The sequence below is a fragment of the Clostridium sp. AM27-31LB genome, assembly GCF_003480745.1.
Classification (GTDB): domain Bacteria; phylum Bacillota; class Clostridia; order Lachnospirales; family Lachnospiraceae; genus Butyribacter; species Butyribacter intestini.
Map to the genome: position 1 here is coordinate 66377 of NZ_QUJS01000005.1, position 22257 is coordinate 88633.

16 protein-coding genes are annotated in these 22257 nt (G+C 36.9%); 3 read left to right on the forward strand and 13 right to left on the reverse strand.

The window, feature by feature from the left end; all coding sequences use genetic code 11:
- Positions 1–17: 17 nt before the first annotated feature.
- The 5 genes from DW721_RS08775 to DW721_RS08795 all read right to left on the reverse strand — a co-directional run bounded on the left by DW721_RS08775 (position 18) and on the right by DW721_RS08795 (position 9254).
- Complete coding sequence (locus tag DW721_RS08775; RefSeq protein WP_118745513.1) at positions 18–1796, reverse strand: methyl-accepting chemotaxis protein; 1779 nt, start codon at positions 1794–1796, stop codon at positions 18–20.
- Between the two features lie 773 nt (positions 1797–2569).
- Complete coding sequence (locus DW721_RS08780) at positions 2570–4126, reverse strand: alpha-amylase family glycosyl hydrolase (protein WP_118745514.1); 1557 nt, start codon at positions 4124–4126, stop codon at positions 2570–2572.
- A 45-nt stretch (positions 4127–4171) separates the two neighbouring features.
- Positions 4172–4480, reverse strand: a complete 309-nt coding sequence (locus DW721_RS08785) for a GxxExxY protein (RefSeq protein ID WP_347560367.1) — start codon at positions 4478–4480, stop codon at positions 4172–4174.
- A 189-nt stretch (positions 4481–4669) separates the two neighbouring features.
- Complete coding sequence (locus tag DW721_RS08790) at positions 4670–6454, reverse strand: oleate hydratase (protein WP_347560369.1); 1785 nt, start codon at positions 6452–6454, stop codon at positions 4670–4672.
- 547 nt (positions 6455–7001) lie between these two features.
- Positions 7002–9254, reverse strand: coding sequence for a glycogen/starch/alpha-glucan phosphorylase (locus tag DW721_RS08795; protein ID WP_182436279.1), 2253 nt, complete (start codon positions 9252–9254; stop codon positions 7002–7004).
- 369 nt (positions 9255–9623) lie between these two features.
- On the opposite strand from DW721_RS08795, the gene DW721_RS08800 reads away from it, so the two are divergent.
- The gene (locus DW721_RS08800; protein WP_118745517.1) at positions 9624–10496 is read left to right on the forward strand and encodes an AraC family transcriptional regulator; all 873 of its coding nucleotides are present in this window, start codon (positions 9624–9626) and stop codon (positions 10494–10496) included.
- A 5-nt stretch (positions 10497–10501) separates the two neighbouring features.
- Here DW721_RS08800 and malQ read toward each other — a convergent pair whose 3' ends face one another.
- The 8 genes from malQ to DW721_RS08840 all read right to left on the reverse strand — a co-directional run bounded on the left by malQ (position 10502) and on the right by DW721_RS08840 (position 19841).
- Positions 10502–11986, reverse strand: a complete 1485-nt coding sequence (gene malQ, locus DW721_RS08805; RefSeq protein WP_118745518.1) for a 4-alpha-glucanotransferase — start codon at positions 11984–11986, stop codon at positions 10502–10504.
- Between the two features lie 181 nt (positions 11987–12167).
- Positions 12168–13169 carry a LacI family DNA-binding transcriptional regulator gene (locus DW721_RS08810; protein ID WP_022014263.1) on the reverse strand — a complete coding sequence of 334 codons (1002 nt, stop codon included), beginning with the start codon at positions 13167–13169 and terminating at the stop codon, positions 12168–12170.
- Positions 13170–13290: 121 nt separating this feature from the next.
- Positions 13291–14121, reverse strand: coding sequence for a carbohydrate ABC transporter permease (locus DW721_RS08815; RefSeq protein ID WP_022014264.1), 831 nt, complete (start codon positions 14119–14121; stop codon positions 13291–13293).
- Entirely contained in the window at positions 14121–14963 is an 843-nt protein-coding gene (locus tag DW721_RS08820) for a sugar ABC transporter permease (RefSeq protein WP_022014265.1), read from the reverse strand. Before DW721_RS08820 ends, DW721_RS08815 begins: the two co-directional genes overlap by 1 nt.
- 261 nt (positions 14964–15224) lie before the next feature.
- A complete protein-coding gene (locus tag DW721_RS08825; RefSeq protein ID WP_022014266.1) occupies positions 15225–16559 on the reverse strand; it encodes an ABC transporter substrate-binding protein in 1335 nt (444 codons plus the stop codon).
- 458 nt (positions 16560–17017) lie between these two features.
- Complete coding sequence (locus tag DW721_RS08830) at positions 17018–18040, reverse strand: DnaJ C-terminal domain-containing protein (RefSeq protein WP_055945640.1); 1023 nt, start codon at positions 18038–18040, stop codon at positions 17018–17020.
- A gap of 242 nt (positions 18041–18282) precedes the next feature.
- A complete protein-coding gene (locus DW721_RS08835; protein ID WP_118745519.1) occupies positions 18283–18711 on the reverse strand; it encodes an Hsp20/alpha crystallin family protein in 429 nt (142 codons plus the stop codon).
- Between the two features lie 218 nt (positions 18712–18929).
- A complete protein-coding gene (locus tag DW721_RS08840) occupies positions 18930–19841 on the reverse strand; it encodes a CorA family divalent cation transporter (protein WP_118745520.1) in 912 nt (303 codons plus the stop codon).
- A gap of 174 nt (positions 19842–20015) precedes the next feature.
- Between DW721_RS08840 and DW721_RS08845 the strand changes: the two genes are divergently transcribed.
- On the forward strand, positions 20016–20972 hold the full coding sequence (locus DW721_RS08845) for a TAXI family TRAP transporter solute-binding subunit (RefSeq protein ID WP_118745521.1): 957 nt from the start codon (positions 20016–20018) through the stop codon (positions 20970–20972).
- Between the two features lie 94 nt (positions 20973–21066).
- Positions 21067–22254, forward strand: a complete 1188-nt coding sequence (gltS, locus tag DW721_RS08850) for a sodium/glutamate symporter (RefSeq protein ID WP_118745522.1) — start codon at positions 21067–21069, stop codon at positions 22252–22254.
- Positions 22255–22257: the final 3 nt, after the last annotated feature.

A 22257-nucleotide genomic window follows, 5' to 3' on the forward strand; every position in this document is an offset into this window, starting at 1 on the left:
CTGCATCTACACTCTATCTAAATTTTGAACTTAGCAACTCCCTCACTGAGTTTATTCGCTCTCTCCTCTGCCGTCTTTGAGTTGTCATTGACAACTGAAGACCTTTCTGCAATCGAAACAGTCCTGTTTGCTATGTTCGTCGTTCCATTAGCACTCTCCTCAGTGGCAATGCTTATACCCTTTATCGAATCAAGTATTGATGAGATAGATGCCAGCAATTCTTCTGATGTAGCACTAAAATCTGATACAAGTTCGTTTACACTTGTCGCATCTTCATTATAAAATCCAGCAAGCTCATCAAATTTATGATAGCTGTCAGTAACATCCGTCTCAACAAATTCAAGCATTTGCTGTGCATCACTCTTAAGATTTTCAACTGCATTTTTTACGGCATCCGTCACACCCTGTATATTTTCAACATTTTCTTTTGACTGTTCAGCAAGTTTTCTTATCTCGTCTGCAACAACAGCAAAACCTTTTCCTGCCTCACCCGCTCTTGCTGCTTCAATAGATGCATTAAGTGAGAGAAGGTTTGTCTGTTCTGTAATTTCCATGATAGAATCGGCAAGTACATTTATCTGGTCTACAACTTTTGCATCCTCCATCGCTTTTTCAAGTTCACTCTTCATGGCTTTTTTTGTCTGACTTGCTTTCTCTCTTATAGATGCCACATTTTCTTTACCTTCTTTTGCTCTCTTATATATCTGTTCAACATGATTTGCACCATCCTGTGCTCTCAATGCAATATTTTTTGCCGCATCCTCTATCTCATGCGACATCGAATCTATACTCTCTGTCGTAGCTGCCGTTTCTTCCATTGATGCCGCAACTTCCTCTGTCGTTGCAGAAACATCCTCTATATCAGAATTAAGCAGTCCCATATCATTTGTTATCTCACCTACTACATTCTTTATGTCACCTGCACCTGTTTTCACATCACCTATCAGTCTTGAAAGATTTGCACGCATAGTCTCAAGTCTGTTTGCCAGAATACCAAAGTCATCTCTCCTTTTTAAATACTTATCATCTATTTCGCTTGTAAAGTCACCACTTTCAAGTACACCAAGCTCTCTGCCAACAGCTTCAAGCGGCTTAACTATATTTGCGATTATAAGGATTATAATTGCAATGAGCACAATTCCTATCGTACCATTTACGGCAATATAGATTTTTGTCATGTTGTTTGAATATTTTGTCAGTTCATCATGTCTGACCGCAACTGTTTTGTCTATATCGTCTGTATAATTTCCTGTTCCGATGACCCAGTCAAATTCCTTATAATAATATGTATAAGAACGCTTTGGTGAAGGCTCTGTCTCTCCCTCCTTAGGAAAATAATAGTTGGTATATGCCTCGTTATTCTTAACAGAATCCTCTATCATCTGTTTAACCATGGTAAATCCCTTTGAGTCTTTTGTATTCATACGGTTTGTTCCCTCAGTGTCACTTCCAAGAAGAACTACATTTGTTCCGTCAGACTGGTCTACCCAGAAGTAGCCGCTGTCACCGTATCTCATATCACGAATCTCATCAGCAGCATTTTTCTTAGCAAGCTGTTCTGTAAGAATCCCGCTCTTATACTGACCGTAATAGTGTTTTGCGACAGATACTGCCGCCGTAACTTCCGATTTGATGCTGTCATCATATGAACTTCTTATACTGCCCTCTATCTCAGCTACAGATTCGTTGTTTTGATTTTTCATGCATATGGCTGAAAATATAGTCCCAAATAACAAAATTACAAGAACCCCTGTCATAATAAGTAACATTTTAAACTTTACTTTAATGTTTTTCATATTATACCTCATTTCTGCACACATTTTTTGCATATCAAGTTTGTGTCAAGTGTGCACAGACACAAATCTTGTGTGTGAAAAATCATTTTTTCTACAATAAAATCCTGCATATATGTATTTTTCACACTAAAATCCCTTTTTTCTTTTTTGAAAATCGAACAAATTATTATCAATATTTTTTGTGCAACTTCAACATATCAATTATACAACTTTTTTAATTTTTATGCAACTTTAACATGATTTGAATTATTTTTACTGGTAACAGTTCAGCCATAAAAAGATAATTAGCAATACAATGAGCTTGTTCATTGTATTGTTAAGTACCTTTTTATGGTAGAATAGCCTTTCATTTCTGAAATGAGGTCAAAGCCCTCGCGAGCACGCTCAGATGGAACAAATTTATTTGTTCCATCCTCACTTTGCTTTCGCGTAAATAAACAAAAGCTGCAAAGCAGCGACTGACAGCTCGCTGGCAGGTTTATGAATGTAAGAAATGAAAGGCTGAACTGTTACTTTTACTGTAATTGCTTTTATACAGAGTAATTTGTTTAATTCTGAAATTGAGCATACAAAAAACTATTGTAAATAAATGAACATACAAAAAATGGACAAATAAACTTCCACATTGAATGTGGTAAGTTTTTTGTCCGAGTTTTTTATGATGTTTATAATATTTTGTAAAGCGGATATTCACAATCCGCTTTGCTTTTTACCCATAACACTATCAGCTGCTGTCGCAGCATATCATAAATGGCTTCCCTGATAGTTTTACATTACGCAAGTTTTATAAACGCTGCTGTCTGTCCTGATGCCTTTACGGTCTTGCCGTCACTTTCCACGCTTCCGCCGAAGCTGTAGATTGTTTCTCCTGGTTTTGCGTCAAATTCAAATGTTACTTCTTTTGCTGACGGATTTATAACAACAAGAATTTTCTCATCTTCACTGCTTCTTACATAAGCAAGAGGATATGTATCTTTCTTTGCTGCTACGAATTCTATCTCACCTTTGCTTAAGAGTGCCGTGTGTTCTTTTCTTATTTTTATGAGTTTCTTTATCTCATTGTAAAGTGAATTTTCATCTGCCGCCTGATTTTTGACTGTCGGACGATTTTCATCACTGTCCTGTGCGATATAGAGCATTTCTTTCTTTGCATTGCTGAAACCTGCATTTAAACTGTCATCCCACTGCATAGGTGTTCTTGAACCTGTTCTTCCATATCCGCCCTCTACTGATGTAAGTCCTTCTACATATTTCATTCCGATTTCATCACCATAATAGATAAACGGTGCTCCAGGCATTGATAAAAGGAACGCAAATGCAACTTTAAGTTCATCACCTTTTACTTCCTGTGAAAGTCGTCCCATATCATGATTTCCTGATGGAATACACATAAGTCCTTTCTTTTCTGATTTCTCATAATTTTCAAGGTACTTTTCTACAAAGGCTGATACATCACCTTTTCCTCTTGATGAGAAGAACGGTTCTTCACATCGGAACAAATCATTGTAATGAGATGGTCCAAAATGAAGAAGGAAATCCATATGAAAACCGCCCTGAAGTGATTTGTCAGGCTCTCCCCATTCTGAAACCATAGCGGCATTTGAAAATTCTTTATCGAGAAATTCTCTTACATTCTGCCAGAGTTTTATCGTTCCTTTTCCGTCCTCATCATTTTTTACAAGTGAGCCTGCCATATCTACCCTGAAACCGTCTGCCCCCATCTGAAGCCAGAAACGCATAACATCTTTCATTGCTTCAAGTGTGGCTTTTGGTCCCTCATCATCCATAGACTGCTGCCACGGACGCTCAGGCTTATAATATCCGTAATTAAGTGCCGGCTGGTGTGAGAAAAAGTTGACTGCACATGAACCGTCTCTGTCTGAAATTCCTCTGATGCAGCCCATCCCCTGTGGTTCTTCCCAAATACTGTCAGTCCATACATATCTGTCCGTAAACTCATTCTTTTCAGCTTTCATGGACTGCTTAAACCACTCATGCTGCACGGAAGTATGTCCCGGAACAAGGTCAAGGAGTATGTGCATATCTCTCTTGTGTGCCTCTTTGAAAAGATTTGCAAGGTCCTCATTTGTGCCGTATCTCGGTGCAACCATATAGTAGTCCTCAACATCGTAACCCGCATCACCAAAAGGTGATTTGAAACATGGATTTATCCATATGGCATTACAGCCTAAATCCTTTATGTAGTCAAGTTTCTCCGTAATACCATTTATGTCACCTATACCGTCAGCATTTGTGTCATTGAACGACTGCGGATAGATTTCATAAAAAACTGCGTTGTCAAGCCACTTTGGTTCATTTATATTGTTCATTTTAGTTCCTCCTGTTTTCTCGTTATTTGTTGTATTTTACTTCTTTTACACCATTACTTCAAGTATCTTCTTACACTTATAATCCAACTCATTTACCCCTGTTTTTTTGTTCTTATCAAAGTTAAAACTAAGCAAATAACCTTTATCCTGTTGATAATACTCAAGATAATCAAACAACTGCTTTTTCCCCCGTGAATTATATTCATCTCCATGCCAGATTTTTAACTCAATAATAAATCTTCTGCCTTTGTAATCTGCTATTATGTCAGAACGCCTGTTATTTCTTGTCCGGGCTTCAATATAATAGCATCTGGTATTTAGAATTGTACCATAAATCAATACATCTTTTTGCACATGATGAACAATACTGTGTTCATTGTACCACAATTTAGAAAAAGTGTGTAAGCTGCTCTAAATAAAACTTACACACTTTTTGACTATTTTTATAGCATTGAGCACTATTTCATTTTAAGTCTAAATCCTTACAGTCAAGCGGATATTCGTGGTACGCTCTGCTAATCGCTCAAAACAGTATTTCAAACCTTACCCCTCATTCAAAACACCATGCTCTTTTAAAAGTTTCTCTATATCTGTTCCCTTAATTTTCTTTAAGACCGCATTTTTCACCATATTTAACGGCTTTGGAAGTTCCATGTCAAGCGGTGACTTTCCATCCATAAGTCTTACCGAACTCTCAACCAGTTCTCTTATATCATATGTGCTGCCCCAGACTTCAGGTACTGCCCTGTCTACTCCACACAATCCGTAAACCGCCTCCATAGCTGTTCTTACTGAATATTCCGTTGTGAATATCGTATCTCTCGGTGTCTCGGCAAACTGTCCTAAAAATGCGGCATTTACACTTCCGTCAGGGATAACATCCGGTCTGTCTCCTTTTCTTCTCGGCATAAAGAATGCAGTTATATAAGGAAGCATTGTCGGTATGCAGTTTGTGTGCTCTTTTGCAAGCTCATCAATCTCATTTACAGGGACTCCAAGATGGTAAAGCCACTCTGCCGCAATCTCCCAGCCACAGCAGTCTTTCATCGGTTTTCTTATATAATCACCGACAGCATCAGTAAACAGACCGTAAACCCATATACATACTTCATCCTTTTTCTGTTTTTTGAACTGTCCCTGCCTGTTTATCGTCCAGCTAAGCAGCCATGAAGAATCCTTGCAGCTCACAATTCCGCCAGTGACAACTTTCCCTGAGCGTGAATCTCTCTTGCATATCTTCTCTATATATGAAATTATCTTTTCATCCGATGTTGTAATGGTTGCCGATTCCCATTTTGACTTTTCAACATCCGAACAGAACTTTTCAGGATTTCCAAATGCCATGTCCTGCCTTGCGATATTTTTCCAAAGACTCCAACAGCCGCTTTTTCTTATCTTTGCACTACCTGTCGGTGCGTGTTCATGGTCGCCGTATATTGTACTTTCCGTGCAGCTTCCGTTTGTGATGAAAACAAGGTCATTATCTGTAAGTTTTATTTCTTCATTTTTGCCCGCCACTACACACTCAATAGTTTTCGCTGTCTTTTTCTTTCCGTCAATGTCAAATATAACATTTGTTACCTCAGTGTTAAATTTAAATGAAACACCTGCATTTTCAAGATATTTAAGCATAGGCATTATAAGTGATTCATACTGATTGTATCTTGTAAATTTTAATGCTGAAAAATCGGGAAGTCCTGCTATGTGATGGATAAATCTCTTAAAATAGAGTTTCATTTCCAATGCACTGTGCCAGTTTTGAAAAGCGAACATTGTTCTCCAATAAAGCCAGAAGTTTGAGTCAAACACTTCATCATCAAAAAAATCTTCTATCTTTTTATCATACAGTTGTTCATCGGAAGTAAAGAACAATCTCATAATCTCCATACATCCCTTGCGGCTAAGTCCAAACTTTCCACCAAGTTCTGCATCTTTCCCCCTGTCTGTTGTGACCCTGCAAAGCGAATAATTTGGGTCTTCTTTATTCAGATAATAAAATTCGTCCAAAACCGACTCGTCTTTATTTTCCAAAGATGGAATACTCCTGAACAAATCCCACAGACATTCAAAATGATCCTCCATTTCACGACCGCCACGCATTATATATCCTCTCGAAGCATCGTTTATACCGTCACACGCTCCGCCGGCAATATCAAGTGCCTCAAGGATATGAATATTTTCTCCCGGCATCTTTGCATCCCTCACAAGAAAGCATGCTGCAGCAAGTGCACCAAGACCACTTCCCACGATGTACGCCGATTTTTCCTCGATACCGACCGGCTTTTTTGGTCTTGCAAATGCTTCGTAGTTGCCGCTTGCATAGTAAATGCCTTTGCTGTTCTTATCGTATTTTCCACGCTCCGTGTTCTGATAGTCAGATTTTTCATAATTATCTTTAGCATTGCCTCTGTTTTTGCTTTTAATCTTTCCATCACTATCATCAACATACTGACACCATTTTTCAATAACTCTATCCGACATTGACTTTTTGTCATCATCTTTTCCATTTGAATTTTTACATCCGCACGAACCACTGTCAGAGTCATTGTCTTTTGCAAACTTAGCCTTATACAAAGCCGCTGCTCCCGCTCCGACAGCGATAACAGAAGCTGTTTTAATAATTTTCTTATTCATGTTAATCTCCAATCTACTGCACATATTTTGTGTTACTGTAAAATCCAGTCATTACATTATTCATGAATAAGTATTTCCAAAAAAACAAAAAATATGCCCGAAATCCCCCATCAGTACATCTTCTGATTTAGGAAATTTCAAGCATATTTTTTATGCCTTACGGCAATCTATTTTGTTCCCATTTTTTACAAGTCAAGTTGATATTCGTAATACTATCTGCTACTTTCCTGATAGTGTTAAATTACAGTTTCCAAATATCCTCATTGTACTGTGCAATAGTTCTGTCTGATGAGAAAAATCCTGCCTGGCTTATATTAACAAGCATCTTCTTTGCCCAAGCCTCTCTGTCGTTAAAGTCAGCATATGCTTTTTCCTTTGTCTCTACATAACTGTCAAAGTCAAGGAATGTCATAAACCAGTCTTTGTTTAAAAGTTCATTTTTAAGACGGTTAAGCTGTGTTTCATCACCAATTTTAAGCATTGCATCACCTGTAATAAAATCAACCGCCTCTTTGAGTGCAGGATTTTTTTCATAGTAATCTCTTGATACATAGTCAGAGTTTGCGTAATGTGCTATTACCTCGTCACTCTCTGCTCCGAAGATGTAAATATTGTCATCACCTACAAACTGGTGGATTTCTACATTTGCACCGTCCTCAGTACCAAGTGTGATTGCTCCGTTAAGCATGAATTTCATGTTTCCTGTTCCGCTTGCTTCTTTTGATGCAAGTGAAATCTGCTCTGATATATCACACGCCGGAATAAGTCTTTCTGCCATTGTTACATTGTAGTTTTCTACCATAACAACATTTAGATATTTATTTACCTCAGGATCATTGTTGATAATCTCCTGCAAACATAAGATAAGGTGAATTATATCTTTTGCTATAATGTATGCCGGAGCTGCTTTTGCACCAAATATTACTGTGATTGGTGTCTCAGGTATGTTCCCTTTCTTAATCTCAAGATATTTATGAATTACAAATAATGCATTTAACTGCTGGCGTTTGTATTCATGCAGACGCTTAACCTGAATATCAAATATTGAATTAGGATTAAGTGTGATATTCTGAGTTCTCTTTATATAATCAACAAAATCTGCCTTGTTATCAGTTTTTATCTTAAGAAGTGTGTCGAGTGCATCCTTATCAGAAAGATATTTTTCAAGTTTCTTAAGTTCCTCTGCATCCTTTTTGTAACCGTCACCAATCCATTCTGTGAGCTGGTCTGTAAGTTCAGGATTGCAATGAAGAAGCCATCTTCTGAATGTGATACCGTTTGTTTTATTGTTAAACTTCTCAGGATAAATCTTATAGAAGTTGTTAAGTTCTGATTTTTCAAGGATTTCCGTGTGAAGTGCAGCTACACCGTTTACACTGAAGCCGTAATGAATGTCGATATGAGCCATATGTACTGTATCATTTTTGTCAATGATAACCACACTCTCATCATCAAAGCGGCGGCGTACTTTATCGTCAAGCACCTCTATAATAGGCACAAGCTGTGGTACAACTTCCTTAAGGAATGAAATAGGCCATTTTTCAAGTGCTTCTGCGAGAATTGTGTGGTTTGTATATGCACAAGTCTTTGAAACAATCTCGATTGCCTCATCAATATCAATTCCCTCTTCCATAAGCAGACGGATAAGCTCAGGTATAACCATTGTAGGATGTGTATCATTTATCTGGATTACTGCGTAATTATATAAATCGTGGAGGTTACTTCCCTTTTTCTTACACTCATCTATTATAAGTTTTGCACCATTGCTTACCATGAAATACTGCTGGTAAATTCTGAGTTTTCTTCCGTCATCATCACTGTCATCAGGATAAAGGAATAATGTAAGATTTTTCGCAATATCTTTCTTATCAAAATCAATTCCATCTCCTACAATACTATCATCTACAGTATCAAGGTCAAACAATTCAAGTTTATTTGTTCTGTTGTCATATCCTGTTACATCTATCTCATACATTCTCGACTGAACAGTAAAATCTTTAAATTTTACAGGATAGCTCACATCTGTTTTTCTAAGGAATGTATTCTCCTCAATCCATGGATTTGCAGTCTCTTTCTGCTTATTATTCTCAAATACCTGCTTGAATAATCCAAGATGGTAGTTAAGACCAATACCAGAACCGTTAAGTCCAAGGCTTGCTATCGAATCAAGGAAGCATGCTGCAAGACGGCCAAGACCACCATTACCAAGTGAAGGCTCTGCCTCAATCTCCTCAATCTCTGCAAGACTTATGCCGTTGTCAGCAAGGACTTTCTTTACATCAGCATAAATTCCAAGATTTATAAGATTGTTAGAAAGAAGTTTTCCTATCAAAAATTCTGCCGAAATATAATAAACTTTCTTTCCTGTGTCCTCCTGCACTTTTTCCTCTGACATATCTTTCGTGATATTTAAAAGTGCAATATAAATTTCCTGTTTGCTGCTGTCAGCAATACTTTTTCCAAGCTTCTGCTCTAAAGTGTTTTTGATATCCATAATAATCCTCCATTTTACACGCATTGTTGTTTACTTTGTAACATAAAATTCTCTATCTCTTATCCATATCCTTATTCACAATAAAATGTGAATTTTTAATTCCTGTCACCTGACACATTTTTATGTGCGGCAACTCTCTTAACTTTGTGACTATAATATATCATTTTAGTAAGTGTACTTCTTGTCTTTTCCTAGCACGATATGATACAATACTATCATTTAGAGATATTTTTTTAACGGACGCGAAACTGTTATGTGCTGTGATGATTGTGTATCTGTAGCAAATAATACCGTCGGCACGCTTTCGCTATGTTGTCACCGTGTAACAGTACATAAAGGGTGCAAATTATCTTTTAGGAGGTTTTACATATGAATGAAATTGAAAAAAATAAATACCATGAAACAAAGACCCATTCCAGTGCGGAATTTTTATTTAATACTTATCCATGTTCTATCCCTATTGATTTTCCGAGTGTTCCCCTGCACTGGCACAATGATATGGAACTTATTGTTATCAAGCATGGTTCGGCTAAAGTTACGCTTAACCTTACTACGCATCAGCTATCGGCAGGTGATATCCTTGTGGTTCTCCCTGAAAATCTTCATTCTATTGATTGTGCTATCGGCGATAAACTGGAGTACGAAAATATTATTTTTAAAAAGGAACTTCTCAGTTTTGTGACAAATGATATAACCATGTCCAAATATCTGACTCCTTTTTTTAATGGTGATTTTCCTATTGTAACTCATGTGCATATGGGATATTCTTTTTATTCCCATTTTGTGAAGATTATAAATACTATGGATGTTCTGTGTGATAAAAAAGAATTTGGCTACCAGCTTGCCATCAAGTCATGCCTGCTTGAACTGATACATATCATGATAAGACATCCGCCTAAAACGGAAGTTAATAAAAAATCGGAAAAATCGGTGGATAAAATAAAAGAAATACTTACTTATATGGAGCAGCATTATAATGAAGAAATTCCGATTGAAAAGATAGCTGATATATGTCATTACAGTCCGTCACATTTTATGAAGTTTTTTAAAAATCATATGGGAACAAGTTTTATTAAATACCTTAATGATTTTCGCCTGATAAAAGCACGAACCAGACTGCTCACCACTGAGGACACCGTGCTTGAGATAGCCGGTGACTGTGGTTTCAACAATCTGTCGCACTTTAACAGGCTTTATAAAAATAAGTATGGGATAACGCCGTCTATGACGAGGGAAATGTAAATTTCCTAAATTCTACCATACAGCTTCATCTCATGATGAAGTACATCTGCCAGCGTATCATTATATACTCCCGGCAGGCATCTCCAGCTCCAGTTTTTATCACTGAGTGTTGACGGTGTGTTCATTCTTGCATCTTTTCCAAGTCCAAGAATGTCCTGCATCTGCATAATTGCCGTATCCGCAACGCTTGCCCATGCCGTACGCATCATTCCCCAATGATATCCTTCTGCTTCTGAAAGACGCATATATTTCTTCGCATATTCTGCATCTTCTTCTGATATTTCATCAATCCATCCAAGAATTGTCTCATTATCATGTGTTCCTGCATATACAACACAGTTTTTAGGATAGAGATGAGGCAGATATCCTGACTCCGTATCCCTGCTGTCAAATGCAAACTCAAGAACTTTCATTCCCGGAAATCCTGTATCTTTAAGAAGCTTTCTTACTGAATCCGTCAAAAATCCGAGATCCTCTGCTATGATTGGAAGTTCTCCAAGTTTTTCTTTTATAACATTGAACAAATCTATTCCAGGTCCTTCTTTCCATTCTCCGTTTCTTGCAGTTTTGTCACCATATGGGATAGAATAATATGCATCGAACCCTCTAAAATGGTCTATACGAAGCATATCATATATCTGCGTCTGATATGCTATTCTGTCAACCCACCAGTTATAATCCTGTTCTTTCATGACTTTCCAGTTAAACAAAGGATTACCCCAAAGCTGACCATCTGCTGAAAATCCATCAGGCGGACATCCTGCCACACTTATCGGCATAAGATTATCATCAAGCTGAAACTGTTCGGGATTTGCCCAAACATCTGCACTGTCACTTGATACATAAATAGGAATGTCACCAATTATTTTAATTCCATTTTCATTTGCATAAGCTTTTAACTTTTTCCACTGTGTAAAGAATAAAAACTGTACACATTCCCAAAACTTTATCTCATCTTTTAACTTTTCTCTTTCTACTGCAAGAGCTTTGTTATCTCTTTTTCTAAGAATTTCCGGCCACTCAAGCCATGATACTCCATTTTGCTCGTCTTTTATTGCCATAAATAAAGCATAGTCAGAAAGCCATTTATGATTTTCTTTTCTAAATTCTGTAAGCTCTGTCTGATATTTTTCTTCTGCAGTCTTGGCAGCCTTCCTTAAAACTCCAAATCTCTTGTTGTATAGCAAACCATAATCTGCTTTCTCCGGGTTCCTGCCCCAATCTATATTTTTATACTCATCTTTTTCAAGAAGTCCGGCTTCACTAAGTTCATCAAGATCTATCATATACGGATTTCCGGCATATGATGAAAATGACTGATACGGCGAATCTCCATAACTTGTTGGACATATTGGTAATATCTGCCAGTATGATTGTCCTGCCTTATGTAAAAAGCGGACAAATTCTCTTGCTGCCTCTCCCATTGTTCCAATACCGTAAGGTGATGGCAATGATGTGATAGGCATTAAAATTCCTGCTTTTCTCAAAATATTTTCCTCCTTTTACACTTTTGAAATATAAAACTGTTATAGGCAGTGATGATTTTTACGCTATAACAATACCGACACGCTCCCGCTATATGTCGGCTAACATTATCTGTTATATATGCAAAGTCCAATAACATCATAATGTCAATTTCATATATATTTTTTATGTGATGTACTTTAATACTTATAAATTTCTTACACTTTCTCTTTCAAGAAGTTTAAATGGTATAGATACATCCCGTCCTTCATCCGGGTAATGTATCTGTCGCAACATAAGCTCTACTCCCTCTCTCGCCATTTTTTCCGTGTCTTGTTTTATAGTCGTAAGTCTTGGAATACAGTAATTTGAAAGACTTATCCCGTCAAATCCTATGACCGATATGTCATCCGGCACTTTTTTTCCTGCATCGCATATTGCACGCATCGCACCAACTGCTATCGTATCACTCAGTGCAATGACTGCCGTAACATCCGGCATATTCTTTAAAAGTTTTTTCATTGCCTGATATCCGTCCTCCATAGAAAATCGACATTGCACATAACCTTTTTTCTCATCAAACGGTATATTATTTTCCTGAAAACTCCGAATACATCCCGCATATCTTAGAGAACTTATCTGTGTTGCCGACAATATTCCACCTACAACACCTATCTTTTTATGACCTTTTTTTATAAAATAACTGCCGACTTTATATGCTGCTGCCTCATCATCTGTATAAAATGATGAAAGATTACTTATATTAAGACTTCCGGCACTATTTGTGACAAGAATACAAGGTACATCTATTCCTTCAAATTCATCAAAATAATCAAGATTTCCGCCGAGAAATATAATTCCTTTAGGATTTCTTTCACGACACAGCATAAGTGCACATTCCACTTCGTTTGCATCTTCATCTATATATGATACTTCTGCAATTTCTCCATTTTTTGAAAGGAGCATTTGCATTTTCTCAAGAATATCTGCAAACAGCATATTTTGATTTCCCTTTACAATGATTGAAAGCGATGACGCAGCCTGCCTCTTTAACTGCCGTGCATTACTGTTAGGCTGAAAATTACTTTCTTCTATAACTCCCATTATCTTTTTTCTTGCTTTGTCACTGACATCAGAATGATTGTTCAATACCCTGGATACAGTCCCTATACCATATCCTGACAATCTGGCGATATCTTTTATAGTCATACATTTGCCTCACTTTTTTATTTCCATGATATTTAAGAACTTTTTAGTCCCTAAAACACCTTTATCAGATAAAGTACCATATGACTTCATCTGATAAAGTATATTTCATGCAAAATGTATTTTAACCTTTAACGGCTCCGGCTGCAACTCCTTTGATGATATATTTCTGACAGCATAAGTAGAATACTATAACAGGGATAACTGCCATGATAAGACAAGCCATAATAGCACCCATATCAACTCTTCCGTAACTTCCCTTCATATACTGAATGATAATTGATATTGTCTTATATTTCTTTATATCAAGTGTAAGATATGGAAGAAGGAAATCGTTCCAAATCCACATTGCCTCAAGTATTCCTACAGATATAAGAGTAGGTTTCATCATTGGTACTACAACGCTGAAGAATGTTCTTATAGGACTGCAGCCGTCAATCATAGCTGCCTCCTCAACTTCAATAGGAATTGATTTTACAAATCCGCAGAACATAAATACCGCAAGACCTGCACCAAATCCAAGATATATTATCAAAAGACCCCATGGTGTATTAAGTCCAAGTGAATCTGCCGTTCCTGATAAGGTAAACATTACCATCTGGAATGGAATTACCATTGAGAATACACAAAGAAGATAAATTGCTTTTGTAATCTTTGTCTGTACTCTTGTGATAAACCATGCACACATTGAACAGCACACAAGAATAAGAACTACACCGCCTACCGTAATAAATACAGTCCAACCGACAGCCTTAATAAATTCATATTTTGTTATTGCCTCTTTAAAGTTCTCCAATCCGACAAAATTCTTTGATGTCGGCATTTTAAAAGGCTCAAGATTGATAAATGTCTTTTTCTTGAAAGAGTTCATCAATACAACAATAATTGGTGATACAAATATAATTGAAATAACCGTAAATAATAATGTAGCCAAAATTCCTTTTACTTTTTTCATTACTGCTGCACCTCCTTACTTCTTGTAAGTCTAAGCTGTAACATACTGATAACTATTACTGCAAGGAAGAAGATAACTGCCTTAGCCTGACCTACACCTTCATATCCAACTCTTCCATAGAATGTATCATAAATATTCAATGCAAGCATCTCCGTTTTATGAAGCGGCTCACCACCCGTAAGTGAAAGGTTCTGGTCAAAGAGTTTGAATGAGTTTGTTATTGTTAAGAATGTACATATTGTTATCGATGGCATCATGTTTGGAATAGTTACATGGAAAAGTCTCTTCCAAGCGTTTGCACCATCAATCATAGCAGCTTCTCTTAATGAATCAGGTATTGCCTGCAGACCCGCTATGTAAACTATCATCATATAACCTATCTGCTGCCAGCAGATTAAGATTACAAGACCCCAAAATCCTAATTTTGCATTAAGTTTTAATGCCATATCAAAATGACTGAATATACCATCAAATATAAGCTGCCATATATATCCAAGTACAATACCGCCAATAAGGTTTGGCATAAAGAATATTGTTCTAAAAATATTAGTTCCCTTAATTTTCTGTGTAAGTGCAAGTGCAAGTGCAAATGCAAGAACATTAACAAGTACAAGCGTCACTATCGCAAATACTGCCGTAAATCCAAATGCATGAGGGAAGGTCGTATCCTTAAATGCTTCGATATAATTGCCTATTCCCACAAAATCAGCATCCTTGATAGTGGTAAATTTACAAAATGATAAATAAATTCCTTCGATAAATGGCACGATAAATCCTATCATAAATGCTGCCATAGTAGGAAGCACAAATACCGGCCAGTATTTTCTTATTGCTTTTTCCATAATAATCCTCATTTCTGCACATTCCACTGTGCATAGCACAAAATGCATTGCCGCTCACTGTCCTGTGAACAGTAACCAAAATACAGTTGATTTATTAATATTTGTTCCCTTATTGTCATTACTTACACTACTATTTATGCAAACAATAACTCATTTTTAATAGAGGGGAAACATTTTACCGTTTCCCCGCCTATAATTTCTATCATGTCACTTCACGGTCTATACCGCAATTTAACAACTAAACTATTACCATTCCGGCATTTATTTCTTAGCTGCTGCTGCTTCTTTCTTCCAGCCATCTACAAATGCTTTCTTTACAAGATCCCAGTTTGCATCAGTCTGCTTAGAAGCATATGTTGTAAGTGCAGAGCCAAGGTCGTTCTTCCACTTCTCAGATGGCATAGTTGTAAAGTTCCATGTTACAGGTTTTTTACCCTGTTTTACATAATCGTTTGCAATGTTTACAAGCGGATTATCTGAAGTAAGGTTCTTTTTAAACGGAATAACAAATCCCATTCCATCCTGTCCTGATGGCATAGCTCCTGCTGCACCACACATACATTTTACTGCTGTATCATCTGTTACACACCAGTTCATGAAATCAAGTGTTGCCTGAATATCCTCTTTTGATGCTTTCTTATTTACACACCAGTAGTTCTCTGTACCTGTACAAAGTCCCTGGTTTTCCTCTCCGTCTGCACCAATATAGATAGGTAACATTCCAAGATTATCATCTCCAAGGTCTGCTATATCTGAGTATGCCCATGTACCATTCTGATAGAATACTGCTTTCTCTGTAACAAATTCTGCAACTGCATCATCACCAGTCTTTGTGCTAAGCTGTTTAGAGCTTGTTGTGGAATTGTTAATATATAAATTCCAGATATTGCGATAGTTGTCAAGATATGTTCCCTTGATGGCATCTGTATTCTCGATTCCATCCTTCTGATACTCATAGTAAATAGGAAGGTTTGCAAGATGTGTCTTGAATCTCCAATCTGAACTTCCATCCATACCTGCTGATGTAAATGCTGAGAATCCAAGGTCTTTGCTTCTCTTTGTTATGTCTTCTGCAACTTTCTTAAGATCATCAAAGCTCTTTATGTCATCCTGTGTATATCCGGCTTTCTTTAAAAGATTTTTGTTGTAAATGATACCATAAGATTCTATAGCATATCCGATACCATCAACTGCATCACCATCTTTTAACAAGAAATCATCACTTGTAACCTGTTTTGCAATATCAGAATCCTTAAGGTCATAACAATAATCTTTCCAAGATGCAAGTCCAACCGGTCCGTTTACCTGGAACAATGTTGGTGCTTCGCTCTTACCCATCTCACTCTTTAATGTTGTCTCATACTGGTTAGCTGCTGCAGTTACTACATTCACCTTAACACCTGTTTTATCTGTGTAAAGCTTTGCAAGTTCCTGCCACTGTGCATCAGCTTCAGGCTTGAAGTTTAAGTAATAAACTGTTCCTTTAGCTTCTTTCTTACCACTTTCCTTTTTATCACTTGCACCGCCACAGCCCGTAAGTGCTGATGCTGTCATAACTGCTGCAAGTCCAAATGCTACAAGTCCTTTCTTTCTCATAAATATCCTCCTAAATTATAATATTGTTGTTTCCACTGTTTATATTTTAAATAACTTTAAAATACTTTACTTTTTCATGGAAACGGTTTTGGAAATGTTTCTGGAAATGTTTCCATTTCGTTGTAACTAAAATATATAACATTTAGATAAAAATTGCAATATTTTTTTTTTAATTTTGTGCTTTTTGTCACTTTGCACAAATTTGTATTATTATTATGCTCATTTCAGACGCTTTTTTATGCACTTTTACTATATTTATTTTTACAGAGTGAACATTTGCCATTTATAAACCATCAAAAAAATGGCATCACACTACTTTACAAGCATTTTCCTATTCAATAAAAAAGCAATACAATCCTTTTTTTCAGATATGTATTGCTTTCTCTAAGCCAATAAAACATTATTTTTCTAATTCTAATGCTATTCCTTATGTGTATTTTAACCAAAATCTTCACATATTATGCAGTATTTTTACATAAATTGCGGTATTCCATAAGTTTATCCCGTGCACTCCTGCTTATGTGTTTTGGCACTTCTATTCCTACCGTGACATACTGGTCACCATAGGTCTTTCCATCCTTTTTAGATACAACACCTTTTCCCTTAAGGCGTATCTTCGTGCCGTACTGTGTTCCCTCTTTTATCTTACACTCTACATCGCCATAAAGAGTGTGAACACGCACATTTCCACCAAGAACTGCCGTTGTGTAAGGCACATTTACTTTTGTATATATATCCTGCCCTTTTCTCTCATAACCCGCTTTTTTACCTACTTTAACCCTGAGGAATAAGTCTCCGTCCTCTGCTTTTCCTATACCCGGATGACCTTTCCCTTTAAGTCTTATACTGTTTCCGTCGTCAATTCCAGCCGGTATATGAACTTTTAGCGACTGCTCATTTCCTGTACTGCCATTATGCAAAGTAATCACCTTATCACATCCAAATACAGCCTCATCAAATGTTACTTCTATGTCTGCCTCTGCATCATCGCCTCTCATATCATAACCAAATCCCGATTCCTGACCTCCTGTACTGTAAAAATGTGCTCCTGAAAATCCGTCATATCCTCCAAAATCTCCCCTTTCACGAAAGCTGCCATGACCACCAAAACTTCCACTTCCTCCAAAGTGACCGTCATTAAACAAATCGCCAAATATGTCACCAAATATATCCGATGCATCTCCCGTAAAATGATACTCTCTATGCATTCCGTCTGCGTTATAAGACTGACCGCCTCCCGGTGAAAATCCCTCTTCAAATGCAGCGTGACCAAACTGATCATAAAGTTTCTTTTTTTCAGCATCACTAAGTACATTGTATGCCTCTGTGACTTCCTTAAACTTCTGTTCAGCCGCCGCATTTCCCGGATTCATATCAGGATGATATTTCTTTGCCAGCTTACGATATGCTTTTTTTATCGTCTTATCATCAGCATTTTTGTCTATTCCAAGAACCTTATAATAATCCTGCTTTGCAGCCATAAGAAACTCCTCCTTTCTCATTTTCCGGTAATTGCCAAACTGCTTATATGTTATGTTACTTGTGCATATAAGCAGTTTCGCAATAACCTGTTTCAATTTTAAAAGGAGCGATTCTTTACCGCTCCTTCCATCACCTTTATCTAATATATGATAGTACAATTTTAAAATACGAAGATATATTAAGATATACATTCAGAACCTCTTTTTGACAATCCTGAATATATTATCCAATCTTATATCTATTACAAAATTGAGATATATTTGTCTTCTTCTTTCTGCGGTAATGCTTCTTTCTTTGGTACATTTAATGTAAGCACACCGTTTTCAAATTTTGCTTTTATATCTTCCTGTGTAAGTTCTTTGCCTACATAGAATGTTCTGCTGCAATTTGAATATACTCTCTCTCTGCATATATATCTGCTGTTTTCATCTTCTACTTTATTGTCTTTATCTGATGCGGCAGTGATTGTCATATATCCGTCTTTTAATTCAGCTTTTATCTCGTCTTTCTTAAATCCCGGCAGATCAATGATGACTTCAAAACCATCTTTGCTTTCTTTTATATCTGTTTTCATCAATCCGCTGTTATAATAATTCTTTTTGTAATTTCTTTCAGGTGCATCAAAAAATCCATCCATTAAATCATTTGCAAAAATACTAGGCATTAACATAATCAATCTCTCCTTCCAAAAATCTGTTACCGTCTGCATCTGTGATGCCGTTGGTAACTAAAACCTTATTTATTTTAATATTGTTTGTTTCTCTGTTGCTGATTATGTTATACTACTTTTATTAGCACTCGTCAATAGCGAGTGCTAATAATTTTTGTGAACTTTTTGTGAACTCGCTTTGTTTCTTAGTAACAGTTCAGCCCTTCATTTATGACACACTACCAGTATTTCTTTCTTTTAAAAACCACAAGACTCCCCACAACTATCAGCACACTTATACCTATAACGGTCGGATAAGCGTATTTCAGCTTTAACTCAGGCATATATGAAAAATTCATGCCGTACCAGCCTGCTATCAGTGTCAGTGGAAGAAAGATAGTCGTTACTATCGTAAGCATCTTCATTACATCATTCTGATGTATCTCTATCTCCGACTGATAAACATCCTGCACCTGCATCGCATATTCCCTTAATATCTGCGTTTCCTGTGCTAGTCTTGTCATTTTTTCCGAATACATCTTAAAAAGTTCCACCGTTTCTTCCGTGAAAAATTCTTCTTCATTGCCCGCAAGTTCATCCCCCGCTTCTGCGAGCTGTGTATAATAATGATAAAACCTCGCTATTATCTTTTTCAATTTCAAAAGACCTATATTAAATTTGTCGGACTGTTCTTTCATTACCTGCTCTTCTATCCCGGTTATTTTATGCTCTATTTTCTGCAAAAAAAGCAGCTCATCTTCTATAAATGACATAAAAAAATCATATATAAATCTTTCCAGTGAATAATCTTTTGCTATGGCATGCCCGGATATTCTTATTATATTTTTATCAATCGAATCATCATCACTTAATATTATTACCCTGTCTTTCAATATATATATTGCAAAAAGTTCATCCTTTTTTCCATATTCTTTTGCAGGCATCTGAAAAGTTCCATACAAAAAATCCCTGTGGCTCTCCATCTTGCAAAAATGAATTTCATCAACAGTATGCCATATTCCACACTTTTCCCACAATATTTTTTCATTGTCCCACTCAGTCATCTTAAATACACCGACACATTCCCCACTGTCCCAGAATGTGCCGAGGTCGATTTTAAATATACCATCCTCTTTTATCTTATAATACATTTGTTTACCTTCTTTATTTTATATTATGTGCTCCCGTTATCTTCTCAAAACAAAGATTTTCTAGAGTACACCATATTATTTCCCTTTAAATTCCTTTTTATTTGTTTTTTCTTAAAATTTATTGTAAAATGCTTAATGGATTTTTTGAATACTATATGAAAGGACGATTTATATATGAAGAAAAAGATATGTCTCCTGCTCTGTCTCTCGCTGGTGCTTCTATCGGCATGCGGCAGAAAGTCAGACAATATAAGGTTTGGTGCTGCCGATATAGGCGGTATGTACTATGCTTTTGCGAGCAGTTTTTCGGGTGCCGTATCAAAAGACACTTCCGATTACAAATTTGAAGTTAAAAACACTGCCGGATCTGCGGCAAATTTAAGACTTTTATCCGACAAATATATAGACCTCGGTATCGCACAGGCTGACCTTATAAAAGATGCCTATGACGGCACAGGATATTTTAATGGCAATGTCTGCAACGGTTACAAGGCGGTAGCCGCTCTTTACACCGAAGCCTGCCAAATAGTTGTAAAAGCAAATTCTGACATAAAAACGATTGATGACCTTCAGGGTAAAAAAATCTGCATAGGTGCTGAAGAATCCGGTACTGAGATCAATGCAAAGCAGATACTTGAATTAAGCGGTCTAAATTCAAAACTTGTTGAAATGGCAAACCTTGATTATACGGATGCCGCAAAACAGCTTGCAAACGGCAGGATTGATGCTTTTTTCTGTACGGCCGGTGTTCAGACAACAGTTATATCCGAGCTTACAAAAGAATGTCGCATAAAGATTTTAAATATTGATGATAAGTGTATTAAAAAACTTATTACTGCTTATCCTTATTATTGCAAATATGAAATTCCTGCAAACACATATGCGGGTCAGACTGAAAGCGTAAATACAATAGGTGTTAAATCAGTATTGCTTGCATCTGATAATCTTTCTGAAAATGCAGTAAAACAGTTTACTGAAACATTTTTCAAACACAGCAAAGATTTGCAATATGCAACCTCACTTGAGCTTATAACTGATGAAAAGACTGCTGTTTCAGGCATTGATATTCCTTTCCATCCGGGTGCAGCCGCATATTACAAAGAAAAAGGCATTACTGTTAAGACAAAATAAATAATGATAATAAATCATAAGCTATTTACTTATGAGCGAGGATAAATTGTTTTTATATATCATTATAATAACCTGCTTAGAAACGAGGAACTTTATGAAAATTCAATTAGATATGTATCAGACTCTCGCAGCAGCCGTTCTGGTACTTTTACTTGGAAATTATTTAAGAAAAAAAATAAACTTTTTGGAAAAATTCTGTATTCCGGCACCTGTTATCGGCGGATTGCTATTTGCTATCTTTACTTGTATATGCTATACCACGGGAATTATTGAATTTTCCTTTGATGATACGCTCAGAGAAGTCTGCATGGTATTTTTCTTTACATCAGTAGGATTTCAGGCAAATCTTAAAGTTTTAAAAAGTGGTGGAAGATCCCTGATAGTCTTTCTCGGTCTTGTCATTGTGCTGATATTTTCCCAGAACCTGCTTGCCATAGGACTCTCAAAACTGCTTAATTTAAACCCTCTTATAGGTATGTGTACCGGTTCGATACCTATGGTCGGCGGTCACGGTACTGCCGGTGCATTTGGTCCGGTTCTTGAGGATTTCAACATACAGGGAGCAACGACTATCTGTACGGCAGCCGCTACTTTTGGACTTATAACAGGAAGTCTTGTGGGTGGTCCTATTGGAAAGCGTCTTATTGAGAAAAGAAAACTTATGGACAATGTTCCGACTGAGGATGACAGCCTTCTGGTCGAAGATGAAGAAAAGCACCAGCGTCATACAAATATGTATGCAGCCGCAGTATTTCAGCTTATACTTGCAATAGGACTCGGTACGATATTCTCGTATTTTCTCACAAAGACCGGTCTTACATTTCCTATCTATATAGGTGCAATGCTCGCCGCTGCACTTATGCGTAATATTACCGAATATTCAGGTAAAGGAACAATTCATATGGGTGAGATAAACGACCTCGGCGGTATATGTCTTTCACTCTTTCTCGGAATGGCAATGATAACATTAAAGCTCTGGGAACTTGCCACTCTCGCCCTGCCGCTTGTTATCCTGCTCGCAGCACAGACGCTTCTCATATGCGTATTCACATACTTTGTCATATTCAATGTTATGGGAAGAGATTATGATGCAGCCGTGCTTTCTGCCGGAACCTGCGGCTTTGGTATGGGTGCAACACCAAATGCCATGGCAAATATGCAGGCTATCTGTGACCGCTATGTCCCGTCCGTGAAAGCTTACCTTATAATTCCGCTTATCGGAAGTTTATTTGCGGATTTTATCAACAGTCTTGTTATTACATTTTTCATCAATATACTATAATAA